Source organism: Microbacterium sp. AC215, assembly GCF_979258645.1.
This window is the reverse complement of the sequence record NZ_OZ409869.1, coordinates 3,295,637-3,317,670: the sequence shown is the minus strand read 5'-3', so window position 1 is coordinate 3,317,670 and position 22,034 is coordinate 3,295,637. Positions and strand designations below refer to the sequence as shown.

Here is a 22,034-nt window from a genome sequence, read left to right as displayed (position 1 = left end):
CCCGGATCAGCCGATTGCCGTGAAGATGTCGATGGTGCCCGACTTCAGGGTCACGATGGCGCGCTTGGTGTCCTTGCGCTTGCCGGTGCCGAAGCGGGTGCGACGAGCCTTGCCGACGCGGTTGAGGGTGTTGACCCCTGCGACCTTGACGCCGAAGATCTTCTCGATGGCGAGCTTGATCTCGGTCTTCGAAGCGCGCGGGTCCACGAGGAAGGTGTACTTACCCTCGTCGATGAGACCGTAGCTCTTCTCGGACACGACCGGCTTCAGGATGACGTCGCGCGGGTCCTTGTTCAGGGCCGTCTGGAGAACAGATGCCTGCTCGCTCATGCGGAGACCTCCTGGTTGGCGCCGGACTTCGAGGCGATGAAGCCCTCGATCGCGGCCTGGGTGAAGACGATGTCGTCGGAGACGAGAACGTCGTAGGCGTTGAGCTGGTCGAACGTCAGAACGTGACCGTTGCTGAGGTTGCGGATGCTCTTGAGCGCGAGCTCGTCGTTGCGCACGATGACGACCAGGACGTTCTTCGACGTGGCGACCTGCGAGAGGAAGCTCACGGCTGCCTTCGTCGAGGGGGCGCCATCGGTGCCGAACGTGTCGATCACGTGCAGACGGTCCCCGCGGAAGCGATCGCTGAGTGCACCGCGGAGGGCTGCGGCGATCATCTTCTTGGGGGTGCGCTGCGAGTAGTCGCGCGGCTTGGGGCCGTGCACGATTCCACCACCGGTCATGTGCGGCGCGCGGATCGAGCCCTGACGGGCGTTACCCGTGCCCTTCTGCTTGAAGGGCTTGCGGCCTGCACCCGAGACCTCACCGCGACGCTTGGTCGAGTGGGTTCCCTGGCGAGCCGCCGCGAGCTGCGCGACGACGACCTGGTGGATGAGCGGGATGTTCGTCTTGGCGTCGAACAGTTCGGCGGGAAGCTCGATCGAGCCAGCCTTCTTGCCGTCTGCCTTGAGGACGTCAAGCGCGAGAGTGGAGTCAGCCATGATCAGGCACCCTTCACTGCGTTGCGGACGTAGACGATGCGACCACGAGCACCGGGGACGGCGCCCTTGACGAGCAGCAGACCCTTCTCGATGTCGACGGCGTGCACCGTGAGGTTGAGGACGGTCACGCGCTCGCCACCCATACGGCCGGCCATGCGCATGCCCTTGAAGACGCGGCTCGGGGTCGACGATGCGCCGATGGAGCCGGGCTTGCGGTGGTTGCGGTGCGAACCGTGCGAAGCCGAGACGCCCTTGAAGTTGTGACGCTTCATGACACCGGCGAAGCCCTTGCCCTTGCTCGTGCCGACGACGTCGACGAGCTGACCGGCTTCGAAGGTGCCGTCGACCGTGAGCTCCTGGCCCAGCGAGTAGTCAGCGGCATCCGCGGTGCGGATCTCGGTGACGTGACGACGCGGCGTGACGCCGGCGGCCTCGAAGTGAGCGGTCAGCGGCTTGTTCACCTTGCGCGGGTCGATCTGGCCGTACGCGATCTGCACGGCGTTGTAGCCGTCCTTCTCGGGGGTACGGATCTGCGTGACCACGTTCGAGGCGAGCTCGATGACGGTGACGGGAACGAGCTTGCCGTTCTCGTTCCACACCTGGGTCATGCCGAGCTTGGTGCCGAGCATGCCCTTGGAAATCTTGGAGTTGATGTCAACCATGTCCGACCTCAGAGCTTGATCTCGATGTTGACATCGGCAGGCAGGTCGAGACGCATCAGCGAGTCGACAGCCTTCGGCGTCGGGTCGACGATGTCGATCAGACGCTTGTGGGTGCGCATCTCGAAGTGCTCGCGGCTGTCCTTGTACTTGTGGGGCGACCGGATGACGCACACGACGTTCTTCTCGGTCGGAAGGGGCACGGGGCCGACGACTGTTGCGCCCGCACGGGTCACGGTGTCGACGATCTTGCGTGCGGACGTGTCGATGACCTCGTGGTCATACGACTTCAGGCGAATGCGGATCTTCTGTCCCGCCATTGTCTGCTCTCTCTCTTTAAGCGTCTTACCGACCTGGGCCGGGTGACCCAGGGGCATTGGACGCACGTCGGCGCTGTTCGCGCCTCGGCACTCGAACGGCTCTCGCGAGTCGATCTGCTGCACCACTGTTCTGCTGTCATCCCGCACGCCTCGGCGAGCGGATGTCCGACCTCCGCCGCGCACGGCGAAGCCCTCGTGATGAAGATGTCGGGATCGTTCTGCCACCCGCGGCCTAGGTCCCTGCGCGTCTGCGCCGCCTATGCACTGTCGTGATGGTGATCCGGCTGACGCTGAGCGCGCCGGAATGTCGAACCTGTCTATTCTGCCACGGCCGATTTCACTTGCGCAAACCCGGGCGTGTCGCATTCGCTGAGCATCCCCTGAGTGCGCACCCCAGCCGTCGGATCGGCGCCTCTGATCGACGCCGCCGACGACCCCTCAGCGCGCTGAGGAGAGCGGGGCGAGGCATCCCCATGCCTCGCCCCGCTTGGGGAGGGCGTTCAGTGCGAGGGGGCACACCGAACGCGAGGACTCCGGCGTGAAGGGACGCCGGGTTCCTCGACCGAGGGCGCGGCGAAGAGACCGCCGCGCGGGCGGGAAGACGTCTGAGCGCACAGAGTGCGCGCGTCGCACGATGATCCCCAAAATCGTTATCCCCAGTTTGACGCGGCGAACCGCGTGAATTCGGGAAGTCGAACCCCTTCGACATCCCTGATCGCAAGTTCCCCAGGCGATCGTCATCCATTCTAAGGGAACCCGGACGTGAAACGCGATACCGGCGGGCCGAATACTTGGTGCCGCACGCAGAGGAGCGGCGACTCCCCCGTGGGGGAATCGCCGCTCTGCGTCTCAGACGCGTGGTCTCACTCGTTGCCGACGGCCTTGTCGGCGCTGTCGCGGATCTCGTCGATCTTGTCAGCGGCACCCGGTGCGATCTTCTTGGCGAAGTCGGCGACGCCGTCGAGCACCTTGTCGCTGATGTCTTCCGCCTGCTCGCTCTTCACTGCCTCGGCGATCTTGTCCTTGTTCTGCTCGTACAGATCCTTGCCCTTGTTGACAGTCTCATCGATACCCATGCGGGCCCCCTTGTGTGCGATCAGTGCGACGGATCCCCGACGCACGTTCATTCTGCACGCAACGGGTGGTCGGCGGAAGACGTTCGGACGGGAACGTCCTCCGAACACGACCCCCGCGGCTGCGACACCGACACTCGAGCGGAGGATGTGCGGCTACGACTGCCAGTAGTTCTTCTTGAACACGACCTGCTGCACCCTGATACCCGGATTGAGAGCACGGATATCGGCATACAGGCGCAGCGGACCCGACAGGAAGTACGGCAGCGTGTAAAGGCCGTATGTCGGAGAGTTCGCTGCGGTTGCCTTCGTCGCCGGGACCTCGAGCATCGGTTGCGGGGATGTGCTCACAACCCCTCCGCTGCCATTGAGGGTCTGTGCCACGACGCGGACCTGGAATCCCTTGGTGACCCCGGTCGCCGTGAGATAGAGCGAGAGCTCGCCCGTCTCCTTGATGGTCGCGCTGCTCTCAGCCAGCCAGAAGGCACCGGGGGCAACCGGTATGCGAGCCCACGCCCCCTCCGGCAAGACAGCGTTCCACGACAGTGTCGATGACTTATGGGTGGGCACAGGATCCTCCGCTGGGGGCTGGTAGGGACCGGTTTCGACGTAGTTCTCGAAGTCGACCGAGTTGGTGAATCCCAGCTGGAGCGGCGTGCCACCGATCCAGAGGGAGACGTGGACATGGGGGCCGTAACCGGCATCGCTGCCGAAACCGGACGCGCCCGAGTAGGCGATCACCTGTCCGCGAGCGACACGTGCACCCAGGGGAACCGTGCTCGACTGCAGGTGCAGATAACGGATGTAGTTGCCGTCGTCGGCCCGAAGCGCGAGGTAGCGTCCGGTCGCGGTCGTCGTCGAATCCTTCCGATCGACGATCACTCCGTTCGCGGCCGCCCGGATCTGCGTGCCGGTGATCACCGCATAATCGGTGCCCGGCTCGCCCGAGGGCGGATTCCGGCTCTTGTGCCCTTGCCAGGAGCTTGAGATGCGGACGTCTCCACACGGCCGAAGGTAGGTCCCCGCCGCGGTCGCGCTGAGACCCGGCGAGAACAGGTCCCACCCCACGGCGGAAGCCCCGACGACCCCGCCGGCGGCGATCAGCATCGCGCGCCGAGAGAGGAGCGGCTGTGGTGAGCGGCTGGCCGAGGGCTCAGCGTCCCCCGCGTCGCACACTAGCGGTCGCCGCCTTCGTTCTCGCCGCGGATCAGGTTCTCGATCTGCTCCTCCGGGAGTGGCTCGAGTGATGCCGACGACATGCCGAGCTCAGGCGCGGAGGGCGAGCCTCCGATCGTGCACTGGGCCTGCGCCTCGAGCCCGGAGGCCTGCGCCGGAACCAGCACGAGCCATTCTGGAGCGACCGACCGCTTCTCGATGCGGGTGTCTTCGATGGTGAAGGCGACGTCGGCGGGGAATGCCGAGAGCGTCGCGTCGATGCAGATCTGCGCCAGCTCTCCACTCTCGAAACCACCGAAGCCGTCGGACGGAGTCGCCGTGGGCTCCGGGCTGACCGAGGGGTCGGGAGTGGGGTCTGCGGCCGACGGGCTGGGATCGGGAGTCGAGGCCGTCGAGGTCGGCACCGGGCTCGACGCGCTCGGCAGCGCAGCGCAACCCGAGGCACCACCGACGAGGAAGACGACCAGAGCACTCGCGGCGACACACCGAGCAAGGGGGGATCTCATGATTTTGAATGTACCCAGCGCCTGGCGTCAGCCGTGGATGCGACGCGGACAGTCGCGGGGAATCTTCGCGACGATCGCTCAGTGCGCCGTGGCACCGGGGGCAACGACCGTGCGGACGGTGCGGAACAGAATGATGAGGTCCTGCATGAGCGACCAGTTCTCGACGTAGTACAGGTCGAGGCGGATGGTCTCCTCCCACGACAGCGAAGAGCGTCCACTCACCTGCCACAACCCGCTCATGCCGGGCTTCACCAGCAGGCGGCGATGCGCGAAGTCGTCGTACAGCGCGACTTCCGTGGCGCGCTGAGGCCGTGGACCCACCAGGCTCATGTGCCCGAGGAAAACGTTGACCAGCTGAGGCAGCTCGTCGATGGAGTGCCTGCGGAAGAAGCGTCCGACTCTGGTGATGCGCGGATCGTCGTTGATCTTGAACAGCGGCGTTCCTGCATCCCCCTGCAGATCGAGGAGGGTCGCCAGCTGGTCGTCGGCATCCGCCACCATCGATCGGAACTTCAGCATGCCGAAGGTGCGCCCTCCGCGGCCGATCCGTTCCTGACGGAAGAAGATGCCCCCGGGTCCGTCGATACGGATCGCGATGGCGGCGATCAGGAAGACCGGCGACATGAGGACGAGCAGCAGCGAGGAGCCGACGATGTCGAAGGCCCGCTTGAGGAAGCGCTTGGCACCTTCCATCCGCGGGAAGTCGACGTGCACGAGAGGCAGACCGGCGACGGGCGTCGCATGCATGCGAGGTCCGGCGATGTCCGTGAGCACCGGGGCCATGATGAGCTGGATGTCGCGGTCGGACACCGAATACCCCAGGCGGCGCATCGTCAGTGGGTCGAGATCATCGGACCCGACGATGATCAGCGCATCGAAGCGCACCTCGTCGAGCACTCTCTCGACGTTCGCGATGTCGCCGAGCACCTCGAAGCCCGAGATGTCCGCAGCGGAGGTGGTCTCGGTGATCACTCCGAGGATCTCATACCCGCTGCTCTTGGCACGCCGGATCTCGCGCCCCACGAGGGCGACCTTCGACGGCTCGCCGATCACCACCGCCCTGTGCAGATACCGCCCCGTCTTCTGCCGCCCACGCAGCCACTGCCTGCACATCCACCGCGACAGGAGGAGCAGCACGAGTCCGAGGGGGAAGACGACTGCGACGAGCGCGCGCGAAAGCTCCATGCCGAGGAAGAACGCGATGGCGACGGTGACCGCGAACACGGCGACCGACGCGTTGACGATTCTGCGGTACTCATCCGCCCCGTGCCCCACCGTGTGACGGTCGCGGGAATCCGTCACGTCGAGAGCTATCAACCACAGGATGCCGATCAGCGCGAGCACCAGGAGATACGACACTCGGGGCCCGCCGGGCCAGGAGACACCGGTCAGCAGCCCCGGAAGCACGATAATCGCCGCGATGATGAGTGCGAGAAGGACGACGACGACGTCGTTGTAGAAGAGACGACTCGCGTAGAGCCGAGTCCATGCGACTCGCCGGGCTTTCTTCATCTGCACCGGGGCGGTGTTCCTCGGCTCACGCGCGGCGCTGGAGCCACCGTGCTCGAGTTGAACGACGACGACACTCACCCCCCTTGACCGCGCTGACGTCAGAACGCGTGCAAGTATATCGGGCTGCCGCCGAGCCGGGGATAGACCTCAGCCGGCGCAGTCGTCGGTGACGACGGGCTTCTCTCCCCGCACCATCGGGTTCGTCTGCACCGCGAGCGGTCCGTAATCGCCGTCTGATCCGACGAACGTCGCCGTCACGTCGATCGAGTCCCCTGGGTCGAACCACGCCTCGAACGCGACGACCGGTCGGCCGAGGTCATCGATGTCGCGGTGCATGACCGACACCTCGTCGCCGTTGAAGGTGGCGTCGCTCAGCGTCGTTCCCGGAGGACCGTAGATGAAGATCCAGTCACGGAACCGGGCGCCGAAGGTCATGCTCTGCACATAACGGGGCAGCGCCTCGGCCTGACGTTGGGTCAGCGGTAGCGTGAGCGAACCCGTGGCTGTGAACGTCGTGTTGCCCGCCTCGCAGATCGCCGTGGCCGTCGTCGCGGTCTCCGTGAAGTAGTCGATCTTCGAGCCGTTGCTGTTGTTGAAATAGATGCCGACAGTCGTCGCATCGGAGTTGTCCGTCGGAAGAACGCCGCTGATCCTTTCGCCTTCGATCGCGGCGGCGACCTGAGCGTCATCACTCCAGGCGAGCACGCTGCCCTGCGACGCGCTCTCCGTGATCGCCCACATCATGTCCTTCAGATCGAAGTCCCCGGACGCGATCTGGTCGAACACTGCCGCGGCGGTGTCGGCGAAGAATCCATCGACGAGTTCGGGTTCCTTGTAGGAATCCCAGCGTCCGTAGACCTCGCTCAGCAGCAGCGAGACCGCGTTCTCTTCGGAGAGGACTTCGCCCGAGGCCAGCTCGATCGGACCTGTGGCCTTGAGGATGCGCGACAGCGCCATCGGATCGATCGAGACCACGCCGGCGATCTCGTCGTCAGCGATGTCTCGCTGCCACCAGGCGCGCATGATCTTCGCCGCGGTGGGGAAGTCGGGGCGACTCATGCTCGTGTTGATGTGGTCGACGAGGTAGCTCGTGTACAGCTCGATGGCGCTCGGGGGGACGTCGACGTCAACCGCGACGCCGTTCTGGTAGTTGCCGCTGTCGCCCTGCGCGCCGATCGAGATCGTGCCGTTCTCGACCCGCACGAGGGTCTGCGCGGCAGCACTGCCTCCGAGGGCGAGTGTCTCGGCGTTGTTCTGAAAGACGAGCAGATAGTTGCGCGCGCCTTCGCCTCCGAGCAGCGTCGGGAGCACTCCGATCATGGGGGCGGCCGCCGACATCACCTCGTCGACCTGGTCGACGCCCTCGCGCACGACCGACACGAGGAAGGGAGACTGCGAGACGGACTCCAGCCCGTCCGCGAGCTCGGTGATGTGCGTCGCCTGATCGTCGGTGGCCTCGAGCAGCCGCTCCGTGATCGATCCCGTCGAATCCTCATCGCCCATCACGGGCAGTGCGACACCGTTGACGAGCGCGTCGAGCGACTGTGCCGCGAGGCGCACCCCCTTGAGGTTGTCGCCCACAACGGGGACCCACTCCATGACCCACCACACCGGATCGGATGCCGCGGCACCGGCGCTCGCAGCGCTCTCGGACAGCTCGGGGAGGACCTCGTCGACCTCGGCGCCACCGTCCTGGATCTGACCGATGAGCTCTTGGCTCTGGATCAGCCCGTCCTTCACGGTGATGGCGCGGAGCCCGACCCAGCACACCGCGAGGAGGAACGCTATGACGACGAGAGCGAGAATCACCCAGACACGACGTCGTCGACGCTGACGGCCCGACTTCTGCTCGTCGATGCTCTGCGCATCCTGACTACCTGCGCTCATGGTCGACTTGCCTTTCGTGCTGGAGTGATCTGGTGAATTGTACTGGCGACACCTGAGACCGTCTTCGCGGCGCTCACTCCGCTTCCGATGAGATGAAGATCGGAGACGCGCCGAGGGTCAGAGTGACCTCGCCGCCCTCGGGGACGATCGACTGCGTCTGCCCGGACATGTCGGTGACCGTCACGGGGACGTCGGACGCGAAGGTGCGCTGCACCTCGCCCTGCTTCGCCCACGCGATTCGCGTCTCGTCGCCTTCCGTCCCGAACACCTCCACCGTGGTCGTGTCGTCGGATTCATCCGAGGCGAAGGCCTTGTCGCGGAGCTGTGTGATCATCAGAGCCTGAGCGAAGGCCCCGGGCTTCGGAGCCAGAGCGACGACGTCCGGGCGCGGCGAGTTCTCGTAAAGGCCGAAGTTCGACTCCCCCGCGGCGGGGTCGGCAGCGTCGTTGACGAGGTCGTACCAGAAGTACTTCTCCACGCCGTTTGCAAAGGCAAGGGCCTGGTTGCGCACCATCATCTGCCCCTGCTCGAGCACGGAGACCCCGTCGTAATGCGTGGGGAATCCCATCTCGGTGACCCACACAGGCCGCGTCTCCCCCGCGAACTCCTGCATGTCGGCGTAGGACTGCTGCACCGTGCCGGCGATCAGATCGGCGTCGCGATTGATCCACGACTCGTAGGGGTGGTAGCTCGCCGCGTCGGTCACGGCCATGCCGCCGGCCTGCCAGAACCCGGTGAACCACTCGCTGTCGTAGAGGGCGGTGGAGCCCGTGACGATGGGGAGGTCCGGATACGCCGTGCTGACGTGGTCGCGGACGGCCTGCGCGATCGGCACGTAGCAGGCGGGCGCCGGCCCGCAGGCCGTGTCGTTCTCGCGATGGTTGAACTCGTTCAGGACTTCGAGACCGACGAGATCGAACCGGTCGGCGACGGCCTTCGCATAGGCGCCGTATGCCTGGATCGCCGCCTCGTTGCCCGGCGCCTTCCTGGCACCGTAGAGCCTGTTGCCGTACACGACGAGGCCCAGCAGCTTCACGTCGTTCGCGTGCATGCGCTCGAACTCGCGCACATAGTTCTCGTCCCACACGTACTGGCCGGCGACCTTCTCGTTCCGCTCCCACGAGATGTCGTTGCGCACCTCGGCGAAGCCGATCGCGGCCGCCAGAGATCCGGTGCCGATGAAGGCCTCCTTCTCGACGTGCGCTCCCACGCCGAAGCGCCCGTCCTGGCTCACGGAGAAGCCGTCGGTGTCGATCACTGCGACGTCCGTCTGGATCTGCCGCCCGGAGGAGTCGTTGACGGCGACGGTGTAGTGCCCCTGAGTCACGCCGGTCAACGGCAGGGCCGAGAGAGGGCCTGCGGACTCGAACTCGCCGGTGATCGGCTCACCGCCGGCCGTCGATGTGGCGCTCCACTGCACGGGCCCCTCAGCGAGAGAGACGGCGAGCACCGCGGATTCATCCGTCATGACGAGTGAGTCGTTGACGATGCCCGCCGGAGTCTGCACGGCTTCGAAGGAGCCGTTGGGCACGAGGTTGTCGGTGCCGGCCGCGGTGATTGACACGTCGTCGATCCCGAACCCGCGCACGGCACCGGAGAGCACGACGTCCAACGTCGATGCGGCGGGCTGATCGGCCGTCGAGGTGAACGGGAACTCGATCGTCTCCCATTCCGCATCCAGCTCGGGAAGCGTGAAGGTCTGGCCTCCCGCGGTCAGGCGAACACCGGTCTCGGTCTTCTCCTCTGCGAGCACCCGCACCGAAGCGGTGAGCGTGTATTCCGTGTCCGGCGCGAGTGCGACGGGAGCGGTCGCGGCGACGATGTCCGCATCATCAGCCGGGGCATCCACTCGCAGAGACACAGCGCCCTGCGCGGCGTCGCCAACTTCGGGCAGAACCGTGCCGACCACTCGGCGGTCTGCGAGTGTCCATCCGTCGACCGATGCGCGTGCCACATTCGTCACCGGAACCACGGCCGGCGACTCGGTCACGACCGGCTCGGGAGAAGCCTCAGGAGAGGCATCGGCGCGAGGCTGCGCCTGCTGCCCGGAGATGACCATCGCAGCAGCGGCACCTCCTCCGACAAGGAGCACGGTGACCGCGCTCGCGATGATGATCGTCTTCTTCGTCGCGCGCAGAGCCATCATGTCCTTTCCCCCGAGTGTTCGTCTCCAATGTATCGGGTCGTACTCGGGACGAACCTGACAGCCGCCCTGGGCCCGCCCGCCGAGAACTTCCCTAGACTCGACGCATGCTTGCAGAGGCCCAGCCGACACTGCGCGCCCGCGTGCCCTGTGGTGCGAGGTCGGCGCTGTGAGCGGTGTGCTGGTGCACGAATGGCTCGCTCCGAGAGGCGGCTCCGAGAACGTCTTCGAGGCACTCAGCCGGGTCTTCCCGGACGCAGCGCGCTATTGCCTGTGGAATGAAAGCGAAGGCCGCTTCGTCGTCGATGGCGAGACATGGCTGGCCCGCACACCGCTGCGCGGACGCAAGGCCGCAGCCGTCGGTCTGATGCCGCTCGCCTGGCGGACTCTTCCGAGCGTCGATGCGGACTGGATCCTCACGAGCTCGCATCTCTTCGCGCACCATGCGAGATTCGGGGGCTCCGGGCGCGGCGCCCCGAAGCTCGTCTACGCCCACACCCCGGCGCGCTACATCTGGAACCCCGAGCTCGATGTGCGCGGCAACACGTTCGCCGCGAGGGCCGCTGCGACGCTGCTGAAGGGGCTGGATCGCCGGAGGGCCCAGGAGCCCGTCGCGATCGCCGCGAACAGCGTGTTCGTGCAGAAGCGCATCGCCGAGGCATGGCATCGCGAGAGCACGGTGATCCACCCTCCCGTCGATGTGACCGGCTTCCTCCGCGCACCTCAACCGGACGAACGGGATCAGGACGCGCTCGCGCAGTTGCCCGAGACCTTCCTCCTCGGCTTCTCGCGGTTCATCCCCTACAAGCGACTGGATCTCGTGATCGAGGCCGGCAACGCCGCCGACATGCCGGTCGTGCTCGCGGGTGCGGGACCGGATGAGGATCGTCTGCGCTCGTTCGCCGAAGAGCGCGCGCCGGGTCGGGTCTTCTTCGTGAGGTCGCCCGGAGCGGAGCTCTACCGCGCGCTGCTGCAGCGCTGCATCGCGCTCGTCTTCCCTGCGGTCGAGGATTTCGGCATCGTCCCGGTCGAGGCCATGGCGGCAGGTCGACCGGTGATCGCCGCACCCGTGGGCGGTACGACCGAGACCATCGTCGAAGGCACCACCGGCGCCTTCGTCGAGAGCTGGACGCGCGACGAGCTGCGCCGAGCCGTCGAGGTGGCCGCCGGTGTCTCACCCGACGCGTGCCGCGCGCAGGCGATGAAGTTCTCCGAAGCGGTGTTCGCGGATCGCATCAGGGAGTGGGTGGCGGAGTCGGTCGATGGCGCACACTCGTCGGAAGCGAGGAGCGCATGACCGTTCTCGTGGATGACCGATACCGCGGCGCACACGGCATCGGCCGATACGCCGCGGAGGTCCTCCCCCGGCTGAGCCTGCCCTGGAAGCCCCTGCACCTCGCTGGCACCCCGTTCTCCGCGGTCGATGCGTTCCGCTCGGTGGGTGCCGCCACCGCTCCCGACGCCCTCGTCTACTCGCCCGGCTATGGCGCGCTCCTGCGCGCTCGAAAGCAGCTGCTCACCCTGCACGATCTCATCCAATTGAGCAGTCCGGGGCTCGGAGGGTGGAAGTTCGCCGCCTACTACTCCGGCCCGGTCAGGAACGTCGTGCGCAGAGCCGGCGTCGTGCTGACGGTCTCCGAGACATCGGCTCGAGCGCTCCGTTCATGGGTGGACGACGACGACGTCGAGATCGTGAACGCGGGCAACGGATGCTCGGATGCGTTCCACCCGCGCGCAGGCACGTCGGAGCAGTCCGACCCCTACGTCCTGTTCGTCGGCAACGGCCGTGCCCACAAGAACCTCGACGTCGTGCTCGACGCCCTGGTCTCGGCGCGCGACGTTCGCCTGGTCGCCGTCGTGCCCGAGCGCGAGATCGCCGACCTCGACGCCAGGGCGGCGTACCGGCGCGTCGACACGAGAGTGCGCTGGGTGAGTGGCGTCGACGACGAGAAGCTGGCGGACCTCTACCGGGGCGCCGCGGCGACGGTGATGCCCTCGACCCTGGAAGGGTTCGGTCTTCCCGCATTGGAGTCGATTCGCTGCGGAACGCCCGTCGTGTACTGGGCCGGGTGCGAATCGGTCGCGGAGATCGTCGAAGATCGCGGTCACGCGGTGACCTCCCGTGACGATGCGCAGGAGTGGGCGAGCGCGCTGACCGAGGCGGTGGCCACCGAGCGACGGGTCGTTCCGCCCGACGGCTATGACTGGAACCGCACCGCGGCGATCATCTCGGACACGATCACCAGACTGCTCGACTGACTACGCTCTGCGTCGCCGGACCGACGGGAGAAACTCCTCCAGCGAATCGGTCTTGTGCTCCCACGAGGCGGAGGACGCGGCCTGTCCACCGGCACGATTCGGTGACGGGTGCCCCAGGGCGCGCTCCAGCGCGGCGTCCGCGTCACTGACGTCGGTGTACACCTCGATGCCGAGATCGGGTGAGGCGCGGATGCCGGGCGTCTCACGCGCCACGACGGCGAGACCTGCCGCGAGATACTCGTAGAGCTTCATCGGGCTTCGACCGGCGTTGAGGGGACTGTCGGACAACGGCAGGAGGCCGACGCGCGCCGTGTGCAGCAACGCCGGAACGTCGGCGTAGGGGACGGGGCCGACGACGTCGACGTTCGACGGCACGGGCCGCGGCGGTCGGCCGTCGGGGCCGGCGATGACGAACTCGACCTCTGGTCGCGCTCGGGCCCAGGCCTCGACGCGCTCCCAATCGAAGCGATCGTCGAGCGCCCCGACGTAGACGCACCGCGCCGGACGGGGACGAGCCTCGGCAGCTGGCTGTGCGAAGCGCGCGACCTCAGCCCCGTTGCCCAGCACGAGCGAGGGGACGTGCAGCGCTCCGAGCCCTCGCAGGACCTCGTCAGAGGTGGCGACGACACCGTCGGCCTCGGCGAGTATGCGCCGCTGCAGCGCATTCTTCAGCCCACCGGGGTACAGATCGGTGGGTCGATAGATCACGCGTTCCGAAAGCGATCGCACGGAGTGGTCCCAGAGCAGTGGCTGATCGATGAGCACGGCGTCGAATCCTGCGGAGATGCCCTCACGCTGCAGCATCCGAGCCACACTGGGGGCTCCGACAGGCGCCGGCAGGATCGTGCGCGGGACGACCTGGAGGACCCCGTCGTCATCTCGCCGAGCGCGACGCGGCACGCGTGCCAGCTGCTGTCTGTCCACTCGTCCGGTCAGCCGATGCACGAGGGAGATCGGAGTGCTCAGATGCACGACGTCCGCTCCACGCTGGGAGAGCACACGGGCGTAGTGGTGACTGCCGACCCGGAAGGCGCCGAACGGATGGCTGTGCGAGAGGAACAGGATGCGCGCGGGCGAGGCGCCGGCTCGCCCCGTGGCATCGGTCATGCTCGCGCCCTGCGCACGGCGTCACGGATCTCGTGCTGGATGCCCTCGAGAGTCGCCGCCGCGTGACGCACGCGTTCGGAGACCTCCGATGCGCGCTCCGGCGTCGGGAGAAGCGCAGCGAGCATACGAGTCGGATCGCTCGCAGACGAGTCGACGGAGACGCCGTGCAGTCCGATGGCGGCGAAGGCTTTCGTGATCTTCATCGTGGGGCCGGGAACCAGTTCGAGCGGAACCGCCCCGCTCAGAGCGGCGAGCACAAGCACATGCATGCGGTCGCTGATGACGACCTGCGCCGCGTCGTAGCGTTGCCGGAGGCGCTCCTCCTGAGCCAGCGGATCGGTGTCGCCCCAGGCCTCGAACTCACCACCGAGCAGCTGTGCGAGCTCTCGCGCTCGGCTCTCGTCCTCCCGCACCTGGACGACGGTACGGATGGAGAGGCCGGCGCGCTCAGCGGCCTCACGCACCGTAGCGAGCCAGTCTGCATCCGGCAGAGGACGCGCGCCGCGCAGACTCACCAGAAGCTCGGGGCGCTCGCCCCACGGGATTCCGAGGCGCGAGCCGGCGGAGAATCCGATGTCCGGAGCGAGCCGACCGCATCGCGCGGTCCTCAGCGTCGCCTCGTCGCGCCACAGCGTCACCTGCGAGAGACGAGCTGCCAGGCGATGAATGGCGAGCGCGGGCTGCGACGGCGCTCGGATACCGCGCGGCGGACGGACGACGATCCCTCCCTTGAGACGGACGATGAGGGTCTCGACGAGGAAGACCAGCTCTCGCAGACCGTTGCCTCGGTCGAGCGGGATCTCACCGGCTTCGAACACCAGCACGGGGCGACGAGGGGCGAGAACCAGCAGCCGGAGCCAGCGCGGCACGGACTTCTTGTTCCGAAGCACGATGGCCTCAGCAGGCAGGCCCAGTTGCCTCAGCCACACATCGGGCGCATCCCCCGTGTACGCGACCAGCTCGTCGCTCGTGCCCAGCGACCACCCGAGGGTCTCGCGGCGGATCAGCGCGTCACCGATGTTGCCGGCGGGACCCGTCAGCGACACGAAGGTTCGGGTCGCTCGGGACGCCTTGGACGATCGTGATTCCCGGCGGCGCATGAGGTACATCTCCTCGCTTCCCCGAGGGGAGCTGTTCTCGGATGCGGTGCGGCCGCCCCGCACGCTCACGGGATGGTCGTGCCGGTTCCCGGATCGAAGACGGGAGGCTCGGTGATCGGCGGCGTCGTGGGCTCCGGCGTCGGCTCCGTGGGCGGCGTGGTCGGCTCGGGCTCGACAGGCACCTCAGGGGCGGGCGGGGCGACCGGCTCGGGTTCGCTCGGCTGCGAGGGCCGCGGGTCGGGCCGGGGCGCCTCGTAGTCGGGTTCTTCGGTCTCGACCGGGAGCACGCGCGTGACCGTTACGGGGGCGCTGACTCTCACGCCATCCTCGTTCTCGGCGGTCACCGTGTAGACGACGGCCTCGGTCGCGCAGGAGAAGGGAACGGCTCGGTCGGTCAGATTCGCCGGCAAGGCTGCAGCGAGTGGGAGCTCGAGCGCGTCGACCTGCGTCTCGGCCGCTGCGATCGCGACACTCTTCGCGTCATCGATCTGCCAGCTCAGCAGCACCTGTGCGTCTTCGGCCTCCTCGGAGGCGCATTCGACTGTCGCGGTATTCGCGGTGAAGCTCTTGATCACGGGGTCCGCCGCAGGAGTGGACTGCTGCGGCGTCGGTCGCGTGGACGGTTCGGCTCCGGCCGGTGCCGCGACGCTGCTGAGCGTGCCGATGATCGCACCGGCGGCGACCGCGAGCAGCACGGCGACCCCGGAGAGCACCATCAGCAGGGCGCTGCGCTTCCTCGTGCGCCTTTCGGCCCGACGGTGCCTGTCGCGCCGGGCGAGAGCGCGCGGCTCTCCGGCATCGGAGGAGATCGCGGCCGCCGCGGGCGCGCCGCTCGTCGACCGAGCACCCTGCGGGTCATCAACGTCACTGGCATCGAAACCGACGGCCACGGGGGCGTTCTTCGTCGAGGGCCTGGGCGCGGAGGCCGCACCCACGGCGCTGGACCCCGGGTTCTTCGTCCAGTCGATGTACTCGGCGATGACGTCGTCGGTGGGGCCGTCGGCGATGAGCTCGCCCTTGTGCACCCACAGCACCCGCTCGCAGGTCTCCTTCAGCGAGCTCGTGGAGTGGCTGACGATCATCACGAGACCGGCGCTGGCACGCAGCTCGTTGATGCGCTTCTCGCTCTTGGTCCGGAATCGCCGGTCTCCCACCGCGAGGGCCTCGTCGATGAGGAGGATCGAGTGCGCTTTCGCCGATGCGATCGCGAATCGCAACCGTGCCGCCATGCCGGATGAGTACGTGCGCATGGGGTGGTAGATGAAGTCGTTGAGCTCGGCGAAGTCGGCGATCTCGTCGACGTGCTCGGCAGCTTCCTCAGGTGTGAAGCCCATCGCCAACAGCCCGAGGCGGATGTTGTTCTCACCCGAGAGCTCGGGTACGAGAGCCGCGTTCACACCGAGGAGCACAGGACGCTCTCGGGCGAAGATGCGCCCGTCCGAAGGCGGAATCAGCCCGGTCATCGCCCGGAAGAGCGTCGACTTGCCAGAGCCGTTGTGTCCGACGACGCCGATCGACTCGCCCTCAGAGGCCGTGAAGCTCACTCCTCGCAGTGCGGGGACGGTCTGAAGGTCTCGTCCCCCTCTGAGCGAGCGCAGGCTGAACATCGATTCGCGGGTGGTCATCCGCTTGCCCGATGCGTAGACGCGATAGTTGATGTGCACATCGTCTGCCACGATCATCGCTCGGGGCGCGTGATCGTCGATGGCCGGCTTCTGGCCGGGGAGAAGAAGATCAGTCACTGAGGCCATACTTCGGTTCGGCTTGCCAGAAGTAGATGATGCCGCCGACGAGCACCACCAGTGCCCAGATCGGAGCAGCGACCCATACGAGCAACGGAGCCGTGTACCCATCGAGCAGCACGTCACGTGCGATGGCGATGAACTCGTAGATGGGGTTGAGGTGCACGATGGTCAGTAGCGTCGGATAGTCGGCGAGCGCTCCGTCGACGTCGAAGAAGATGCCGCTGGCGTAGAACAGCACACGGGTCACGATCGGGATCAGCTGCTGCACATCTCTCGTGCGCACAGAGATCCGAGCGACGATGAGAGCCACCCCGAAGTTGAACACGCCCATGACCGCGAGGACCGGGACGATGAGCAACCATGACCAGGAGATCGGCTCGCCCAGGATGAGCAGAAGGATGCCGAGGAGCAGAACGACGGGAATCATCCGCATCGCCTGCTCGACGATCACCGAGAGCGGGAGCAGGACGCGCGGGAAGCCGAAGCTCTGCACGAGCTTGCTGTTGCTGGTGATCGCCTTCGAGCCGTTGCCGAAGCAGCCTGTGAAGAACTCGAAGACGAAGACGCCGACGATGAGGAACTGGACGAAGTTCTCGGGCCGGGCGGCGCCCGAGAGGATGAAGTGGAAGATCACGCCGTACGTGATCGCGAGCGAGAGCGGTTTGAGGACGATCCAGAGCACACCGAGGCGATTCGGCAACAGACCCGAAATCAGGCGACTGCCTGCCAGCCGCACTGCGAACGCGCGAAGTCGCCATGACTCTGCCAGATAGCCGCCAAGCCGAGGGCGGGTTCCCACCTCGGTCAGACCGGCAACCGCGGGCGCAGCGATCGCTCCCATTCGGATTCCTCTACCTCTCTCTACCCTGACGCGAGACGTCCAAGAGCCAGGGCGGCATATCGGAACATGCTACCCCAGCGACTATCCGTCGTCTGAGCGTCGGTCAGTCGCGGCCGTAGATGTCGCGCGTGTAGATCTTATGGGCGACGTCGTCGAGCGCATCGGTCGAGCGGTTGGCGATGATGACATCGGCCCGGGACTTGAACTCGTCGAGATCGCGCACGACCTCCGAGTGGAAGAACTCGTCTTCGTCGAGTGACGGCTCGTACACGACCACCTCGACGCCCTTCGCCTTGATGCGCTTCATGATCCCCTGGATCGATGACGCGCGGAAGTTGTCCGACCCCGACTTCATGACGAGGCGGTAGACGCCGACGGTGCGCGGCTTTCTGGCGAGGATGTCGGTGGCGACGAAGTCCTTGCGGGTGCTGTTGGCGTCGACGATCGCCGCGATGAGGTTCTGCGGCACCTCGGAGTAGTTCGCCAGCAGCTGCTTGGTGTCTTTCGGGAGGCAGTATCCGCCGTAGCCGAAGGAGGGGTTGTTGTAGTGCGACCCGATGCGCGGGTCGAGTCCGACACCCTCGATGATCTGCTTCGTGTCGAGCCCGTGCACCACCGCGTAGGTGTCGAGCTCGTTGAAGTACGCGACTCGCAACGCCAGGTAGGTGTTGGCGAAGAGCTTGATCGCCTCGGCCTCGGTCGACTCGGTGAGCAGCACCGGCACGTCGGTGGCGATCGCGCCCTCGAGCAGAAGGGCGGCGAAGCGCTCCCCGACGGGGCCTCGGTCTCCGACGACGATGCGCGAGGGATAGAGGTTGTCGTGCAGCGCGCGCCCCTCTCGCAGGAACTCCGGGGAGAACACGATCTTCGACTGCGGATGCTCCGCCTTCATACGCGCGGTGAACCCGACCGGCACGGTCGACTTGATCACGATCGCGGCGTCGGGATTCACCGCGAGCACGGTGTCGATGACGTTCTCGACCGACGAGGTGTCGAAGTAGTTGGTGACCTCGTCGTAGTTCGTCGGAGTCGCGACGACGACGAACTCGGCATCCCGGTAGGCGGAGTCGGCATCGACCGTCGCCGTGAGGTCGAGCTCGTGCGTGGCGAGGTAGTCCTCGAGCTCGACATCGGCGATGGGCGAGACTCTGCGGCTGAGCATCTCGACCTTCGCCGGGTCGATGTCGACGGCGAACACCTCGTGGTGCTGGGCGAGGATGACGGCGTTGGACAGGCCGACGTATCCGGTCCCGGCGATGGCGATCTTCATGCCCTCAGGCTATCCCGGCCCGCGGATAGACTCGTGCGCGATGACACCGCGCCCTCTGCTCTCCATCGTCATACCGGTCTCGGGTGACGACGCGACTGTCGCGACGGCTCTCGAGAGCGCCCTCGCGCAGAGCCTCGTCGACATCGAGATCATCTGCGTCGATGACGCCTCGACCGACGGCACTGCCGGCGTGCTCGAGCGATTCCGGCTACGGGACCCGCGAGTGCGCGTCGTGCGCCACGAACGCAACCTGTCGGCCTTCCAGGCTCGCCGCACGGGGATCCTCGCGGCGAGCGCCGATCGCGTGATGTTCCTCGACGGCGACGACGAGCTGACCCCGGATGCCGCCGCGGTCGCGGTCGCGAAGGCCGAGGAGACGGACGCGGACATCGTCGGGTTCGGTGTCACGGTGATCGAGCGCGACGGCCGCACCGGCAGCCCGTACGAGGTGCGCCTGCAGCCGCCGCAGCATCCGCACGCCGGCGATGACGTGCTGCGCGCCCTCTTCCCGGTGGGAAAGCCTGCTCAGGGTCAGCTCTGGCGATTCCTCTTCCGCACGAGCGTGCTGCGCGAGGCGTACTCCCTCGTCCCCGACGACCTCGTGCTCCCGCGCATCAACGACCTGCCGCTTCTCTTCCTCGTGGCCATACTCGCCGAGAGCTACGCGGCGGTCCCCGACAAGCTGTACCGCTATCACTTCGGTCGCGGTGGCAGCGGGCACCGGGTCGACACCCTCGAACGGGCGCGGTTCTACACAGGGGCGATCCGCTCGGTCGACGTGATCGGATCGGCTGTCGAGGCACTCGCAACCGCACATGCCGATCCGACCCTCGTCCGCGACACCTACGCGTCGGTGCGCTTCTCGATCATCGGATACGTGTGCTTCCAGCTGGTCGAGCACAGCGACGAGGGCATGCTCGACGGCGCTCTCGCACATCTGCACACGGTCGTCAGCGGCCCGGACATCATCCATGCCGCTGCGCGGTTCTATCCGGCGACTCTCAAGGCTCTCAGGTTCCACACGACGTGGCAGGGGCTGCCTGACCGGCCCGCACGCAGCATCCTGCTCGTCACGTCGACCCTCCGTACCGGCGGCGTGTCGGCCGTGCTCACCTCGCAGGCGCGCTATCTGCATGAGGCGGGCTACCGGGTGACCGTCGTCGCCCGCAACGGCGGCAGCGACGCGACCGTTCTTCCCGCCGGCATCCCGTTCGTCGAGCTGACCTCACGTCAACTGCCCGCCCAGCTCACGCAGTGGGCCGAGATCTGTCGCGCCCACGAGGTCGACGTGGTCATCGACCACCAACTGCTCTACACCGACACCTGGCCCGAGTTCGCGCTCGTGGCACGAGCCGAGGGCGCGGCGACGATCGGCTGGCTGCACAACTTCGTCGCTCGACCGGTCTACGACGGCAACGATCGGCTCACCCTGATCGAGCACTGCAGTCCGACGCTCGCTCAGCTCATCACGCTGTCACCGCTCGACGTCGCCTACTTCCGCCTGCGCGGCATCGAGAACGTGGCGTACCTGCCGAACCCGCCCTCGCCGTTGATGCTCGAGTCGGCGGCTCACACAGGTGCGAAGACGCCGCCGTCCGACCGTCTCGAGCTGGTGTGGTGGGGGCGACTCGAGCAGCGGACCAAGCAGGTGCGGGAGCTCGTCGAGGTCGGAGTGCAGCTGCGCGCCCTCGGCGTGCCTTTCACACTGCGGATCGTCGGCCCGGACTGGGATGACGTCACCGCGAAGAAGCTCAACGCCCTCGCGCGTCGTCGCGGCGTCGGAGATGCCGTCGTCGCCGTCGGGCCTCTGCGAGGGGCTGCGCTGGTCTCGGCCATCGACTCCGCGGATGCCTTCGTCTCGACCAGCATCATCGAGGGGTATCAGCTCACGATCGCCGAAGCACAGGCCCGGGGGCTCCCGGTCTTCATGTACGAGCTCCCCTGGCTCACGCTCGTGCAGGACAACCAGGGTGTCGTCGCCGTGCCCCAGGGCGATAGGCGCGGGCTCGCCTCCCGACTCGCGGAGACGTTCGAGGATCCGGAGCGCTATGTGCAGCTGTCGCTGGCCTCGTCGGATGCTGCGTCACGGTCGCGTGAGTACGACTTCGCACAGCTCTACCGCGACGTGGTCACCGGTGCGCTTCCGCCGAGGTTCTCACCGCAGCCGACGCTCGACGATGCCAGGCAGCTGCTCGGTCTGCTGGTGTTCTTCGCCCAGCGCGCCGAGGGCCGCACCGTCGCATCCGCCGATTCATCGACGTGGGGCACGCGCGTCTGGCAGTCGGCAGCACCGCTCGGGCGCGCGACGCTGCGACGGGTGCCCGGGCTGCAGCCGCTCGCGCACCGCGCGAAGAGATGGCTCGGCGCGCGCTGACCTGTGATGTCCGGCGTTACGCCACAGCATCCATCGCCGCGTGGATGCGCGCGGTCAGGCCCGCGATATCGACGCGAGCGGCGTCCACCGCGGGGGCGAGCGTCGGAAGGTGAGTCTCGAATCGACGGGCGAAGTCGTCGAACTGGTCGTACCCACCTACGAGGGCGCCGAGCCCCACCGCCGTCAGCAGGCGGGAGATCTTGTTCGGGTCGCTTCCCGAGCCGATCGGATGAGCGCCTTCAGTCGCGCCGATGATGAGGCCGTGTGCCCGGTCGCTGATGACGGCGAGCGACTGCCGGTACACGGCGCGCACGTATTCGTCGAGGACGTCGTGCCGCATGCTCGAGGGCATCACGTACTCGCCGCCGAGAGCGCGCGCGAGGTGAACGCCTCGTGGCGCGTCACGCGCCACCTGCGCCACGGTGACGATTCGGGTCTGCGTCGCAGCTGCGAACGCGCGGACGGATGCGAGCCACTCCTCCCCCGGCCACGCCCGGTCGAAGCGCATCGTCACCGCGATGAGCGGCCGCCCGGCAGCCGGCGCCCACTCGTCGACAGCCGCTCCCTCCGAGTACGCCCAATCCGGCGCGAAATCACCGAAGCCGGCGCCGTCGCGAGACCCCCGGTCCCGCCACGACATCACCGGGGCCTCGCGCATGACCGGGTCGAAGGCGACACCCTGCAGTTTGTCGACGTTCTTGATGCCGAGGCCGGCGAAGATCACCGTCCCGCCCGCGTCGAGAGCGCGCGCACACTCGGCCGCACGTGTCGGAACGGGAAAGTGGCCGGTACGCGGATTGATCTCACCGGCGTTGAACGCCAGCACCGGGCGAGCCGTCGCGGCTTCGGCAGCTGACCACTGCGCTCTCGCGCTGTAGATGGTGAGATCGGGCGCAGGTGCGAACCCCGCCATGAAGTCGCTCGTCGCTTCCCCGAGGTGCAGGTGCACATGCCGCCCCGGGCCTCGAAGTGCGGCGAGATACGCCAGCCGCAGGGCAGAGTCGCCGAGGTTGTCGTCCTGCCCGCTGAGATGGGCGAAGACATGCTGAGTCGGTTTCACAATCACTGCACCC

General features: G+C 67.1%; 19 protein-coding genes. 3 read left to right on the top strand and 16 right to left on the bottom strand.

Annotated features, from left to right (window positions below; genetic code table 11):
* Positions 1-6: 6 nt before the first annotated feature.
* The 10 genes from rplW to ACZZZF_RS16040 all read right to left on the bottom strand — a co-directional run bounded on the left by rplW (position 7) and on the right by ACZZZF_RS16040 (position 10,268).
* Positions 7-330, bottom strand: coding sequence for a 50S ribosomal protein L23 (rplW, locus tag ACZZZF_RS16085; protein WP_053097484.1), 324 nt, complete (start codon positions 328-330; stop codon positions 7-9).
* Positions 327-989 (bottom strand): 50S ribosomal protein L4, encoded by a 663-nt coding sequence (gene rplD / locus ACZZZF_RS16080; protein ID WP_463499573.1) that lies wholly within the window; start codon positions 987-989, stop codon positions 327-329. The genes rplW and rplD overlap by 4 nt, the downstream gene beginning before the upstream one ends.
* Before the next feature lie 2 nt (positions 990-991).
* Positions 992-1,651 (bottom strand): 50S ribosomal protein L3, encoded by a 660-nt coding sequence (rplC, locus tag ACZZZF_RS16075; protein ID WP_053097486.1) that lies wholly within the window; start codon positions 1,649-1,651, stop codon positions 992-994.
* Between the two features lie 8 nt (positions 1,652-1,659).
* Complete coding sequence (gene rpsJ / locus ACZZZF_RS16070; RefSeq protein WP_017201594.1) at positions 1,660-1,968, bottom strand: 30S ribosomal protein S10; 309 nt, start codon at positions 1,966-1,968, stop codon at positions 1,660-1,662.
* 863 nt (positions 1,969-2,831) lie between these two features.
* A complete protein-coding gene (locus ACZZZF_RS16065) occupies positions 2,832-3,044 on the bottom strand; it encodes a hypothetical protein (protein WP_053099214.1) in 213 nt (70 codons plus the stop codon).
* Positions 3,045-3,197: 153 nt separating this feature from the next.
* Positions 3,198-4,148: a M23 family metallopeptidase gene (locus ACZZZF_RS16060; protein WP_463499570.1), complete on the bottom strand. Its 951-nt coding sequence runs from the start codon at positions 4,146-4,148 to the stop codon at positions 3,198-3,200.
* A 68-nt stretch (positions 4,149-4,216) separates the two neighbouring features.
* On the bottom strand, positions 4,217-4,723 hold the full coding sequence (locus ACZZZF_RS16055; RefSeq protein ID WP_400341764.1) for a hypothetical protein: 507 nt from the start codon (positions 4,721-4,723) through the stop codon (positions 4,217-4,219).
* 78 nt (positions 4,724-4,801) lie between these two features.
* Entirely contained in the window at positions 4,802-6,235 is a 1,434-nt protein-coding gene (locus ACZZZF_RS16050; protein ID WP_150115189.1) for a sugar transferase, read from the bottom strand.
* A gap of 147 nt (positions 6,236-6,382) precedes the next feature.
* A complete protein-coding gene (locus ACZZZF_RS16045) occupies positions 6,383-8,122 on the bottom strand; it encodes a DUF4012 domain-containing protein (RefSeq protein WP_463499568.1) in 1,740 nt (579 codons plus the stop codon).
* Between the two features lie 73 nt (positions 8,123-8,195).
* On the bottom strand, positions 8,196-10,268 hold the full coding sequence (locus ACZZZF_RS16040) for a glycoside hydrolase 5 family protein (RefSeq protein ID WP_400341760.1): 2,073 nt from the start codon (positions 10,266-10,268) through the stop codon (positions 8,196-8,198).
* A 166-nt stretch (positions 10,269-10,434) separates the two neighbouring features.
* Between ACZZZF_RS16040 and ACZZZF_RS16035 the strand changes: the two genes are divergently transcribed.
* Both ACZZZF_RS16035 and ACZZZF_RS16030 read left to right on the top strand, forming a co-directional pair.
* Complete coding sequence (locus ACZZZF_RS16035) at positions 10,435-11,562, top strand: glycosyltransferase (RefSeq protein ID WP_463499567.1); 1,128 nt, start codon at positions 10,435-10,437, stop codon at positions 11,560-11,562.
* Complete coding sequence (locus ACZZZF_RS16030) at positions 11,559-12,524, top strand: glycosyltransferase family 4 protein (protein WP_400341756.1); 966 nt, start codon at positions 11,559-11,561, stop codon at positions 12,522-12,524. The genes ACZZZF_RS16035 and ACZZZF_RS16030 overlap by 4 nt, the downstream gene beginning before the upstream one ends.
* Here ACZZZF_RS16030 and ACZZZF_RS16025 read toward each other — a convergent pair whose 3' ends face one another.
* From ACZZZF_RS16025 to ACZZZF_RS16005, 5 genes are all read right to left on the bottom strand, one after another.
* The gene (locus tag ACZZZF_RS16025) at positions 12,525-13,631 is read right to left on the bottom strand and encodes a glycosyltransferase family protein (protein ID WP_372983969.1); all 1,107 of its coding nucleotides are present in this window, start codon (positions 13,629-13,631) and stop codon (positions 12,525-12,527) included.
* Entirely contained in the window at positions 13,628-14,731 is a 1,104-nt protein-coding gene (locus ACZZZF_RS16020; protein ID WP_463499565.1) for a hypothetical protein, read from the bottom strand. The genes ACZZZF_RS16025 and ACZZZF_RS16020 overlap by 4 nt, the downstream gene beginning before the upstream one ends.
* Positions 14,732-14,796: 65 nt before the next feature.
* Positions 14,797-16,473, bottom strand: coding sequence for an ABC transporter ATP-binding protein (locus ACZZZF_RS16015; protein WP_463499562.1), 1,677 nt, complete (start codon positions 16,471-16,473; stop codon positions 14,797-14,799).
* Positions 16,466-17,317, bottom strand: a complete 852-nt coding sequence (locus ACZZZF_RS16010) for an ABC transporter permease (RefSeq protein ID WP_053097495.1) — start codon at positions 17,315-17,317, stop codon at positions 16,466-16,468. The genes ACZZZF_RS16015 and ACZZZF_RS16010 overlap by 8 nt, the downstream gene beginning before the upstream one ends.
* 103 nt (positions 17,318-17,420) lie before the next feature.
* Positions 17,421-18,587: a nucleotide sugar dehydrogenase gene (locus ACZZZF_RS16005; RefSeq protein ID WP_400341750.1), complete on the bottom strand. Its 1,167-nt coding sequence runs from the start codon at positions 18,585-18,587 to the stop codon at positions 17,421-17,423.
* Between the two features lie 40 nt (positions 18,588-18,627).
* On the opposite strand from ACZZZF_RS16005, the gene ACZZZF_RS16000 reads away from it, so the two are divergent.
* Positions 18,628-20,961: a glycosyltransferase gene (locus ACZZZF_RS16000; RefSeq protein ID WP_400341748.1), complete on the top strand. Its 2,334-nt coding sequence runs from the start codon at positions 18,628-18,630 to the stop codon at positions 20,959-20,961.
* 16 nt (positions 20,962-20,977) lie between these two features.
* Here the strand turns inward: ACZZZF_RS16000 and ACZZZF_RS15995 are convergent, their stop codons facing one another.
* A complete protein-coding gene (locus ACZZZF_RS15995) occupies positions 20,978-22,027 on the bottom strand; it encodes a hypothetical protein (protein WP_053097498.1) in 1,050 nt (349 codons plus the stop codon).
* Between the last annotated feature and the right edge of the window lie 7 nt (positions 22,028-22,034).

What these genes read in the sequence shown, in the direction of transcription:
- rplD (WP_463499573.1), bottom strand. Translation starts at nt 989, where the DNA reads ATGGCTGACTCCACTCTCGCGCTTGACGTCCTCAAGGCAGACGGCAAG.
- ACZZZF_RS16000 (WP_400341748.1), top strand. Translation starts at nt 18,628, where the DNA reads ATGACACCGCGCCCTCTGCTCTCCATCGTCATACCGGTCTCGGGTGAC.
- ACZZZF_RS16045 (WP_463499568.1), bottom strand. Translation starts at nt 8,122, where the DNA reads ATGAGCGCAGGTAGTCAGGATGCGCAGAGCATCGACGAGCAGAAGTCG.
- rplW (WP_053097484.1), bottom strand. Translation starts at nt 330, where the DNA reads ATGAGCGAGCAGGCATCTGTTCTCCAGACGGCCCTGAACAAGGACCCG.
- ACZZZF_RS16025 (WP_372983969.1), bottom strand. Translation starts at nt 13,631, where the DNA reads ATGACCGATGCCACGGGGCGAGCCGGCGCCTCGCCCGCGCGCATCCTG.
- ACZZZF_RS16010 (WP_053097495.1), bottom strand. Translation starts at nt 17,317, where the DNA reads ATGGGAGCGATCGCTGCGCCCGCGGTTGCCGGTCTGACCGAGGTGGGA.
- ACZZZF_RS16040 (WP_400341760.1), bottom strand. Translation starts at nt 10,268, where the DNA reads ATGATGGCTCTGCGCGCGACGAAGAAGACGATCATCATCGCGAGCGCG.
- rpsJ (WP_017201594.1), bottom strand. Translation starts at nt 1,968, where the DNA reads ATGGCGGGACAGAAGATCCGCATTCGCCTGAAGTCGTATGACCACGAG.
- ACZZZF_RS16065 (WP_053099214.1), bottom strand. Translation starts at nt 3,044, where the DNA reads ATGGGTATCGATGAGACTGTCAACAAGGGCAAGGATCTGTACGAGCAG.
- ACZZZF_RS16020 (WP_463499565.1), bottom strand. Translation starts at nt 14,731, where the DNA reads ATGCGCCGCCGGGAATCACGATCGTCCAAGGCGTCCCGAGCGACCCGA.
- ACZZZF_RS16060 (WP_463499570.1), bottom strand. Translation starts at nt 4,148, where the DNA reads ATGCTGATCGCCGCCGGCGGGGTCGTCGGGGCTTCCGCCGTGGGGTGG.
- ACZZZF_RS16050 (WP_150115189.1), bottom strand. Translation starts at nt 6,235, where the DNA reads ATGAAGAAAGCCCGGCGAGTCGCATGGACTCGGCTCTACGCGAGTCGT.
- ACZZZF_RS16005 (WP_400341750.1), bottom strand. Translation starts at nt 18,587, where the DNA reads ATGAAGATCGCCATCGCCGGGACCGGATACGTCGGCCTGTCCAACGCC.
- ACZZZF_RS16030 (WP_400341756.1), top strand. Translation starts at nt 11,559, where the DNA reads ATGACCGTTCTCGTGGATGACCGATACCGCGGCGCACACGGCATCGGC.
- ACZZZF_RS16055 (WP_400341764.1), bottom strand. Translation starts at nt 4,723, where the DNA reads ATGAGATCCCCCCTTGCTCGGTGTGTCGCCGCGAGTGCTCTGGTCGTC.
- rplC (WP_053097486.1), bottom strand. Translation starts at nt 1,651, where the DNA reads ATGGTTGACATCAACTCCAAGATTTCCAAGGGCATGCTCGGCACCAAG.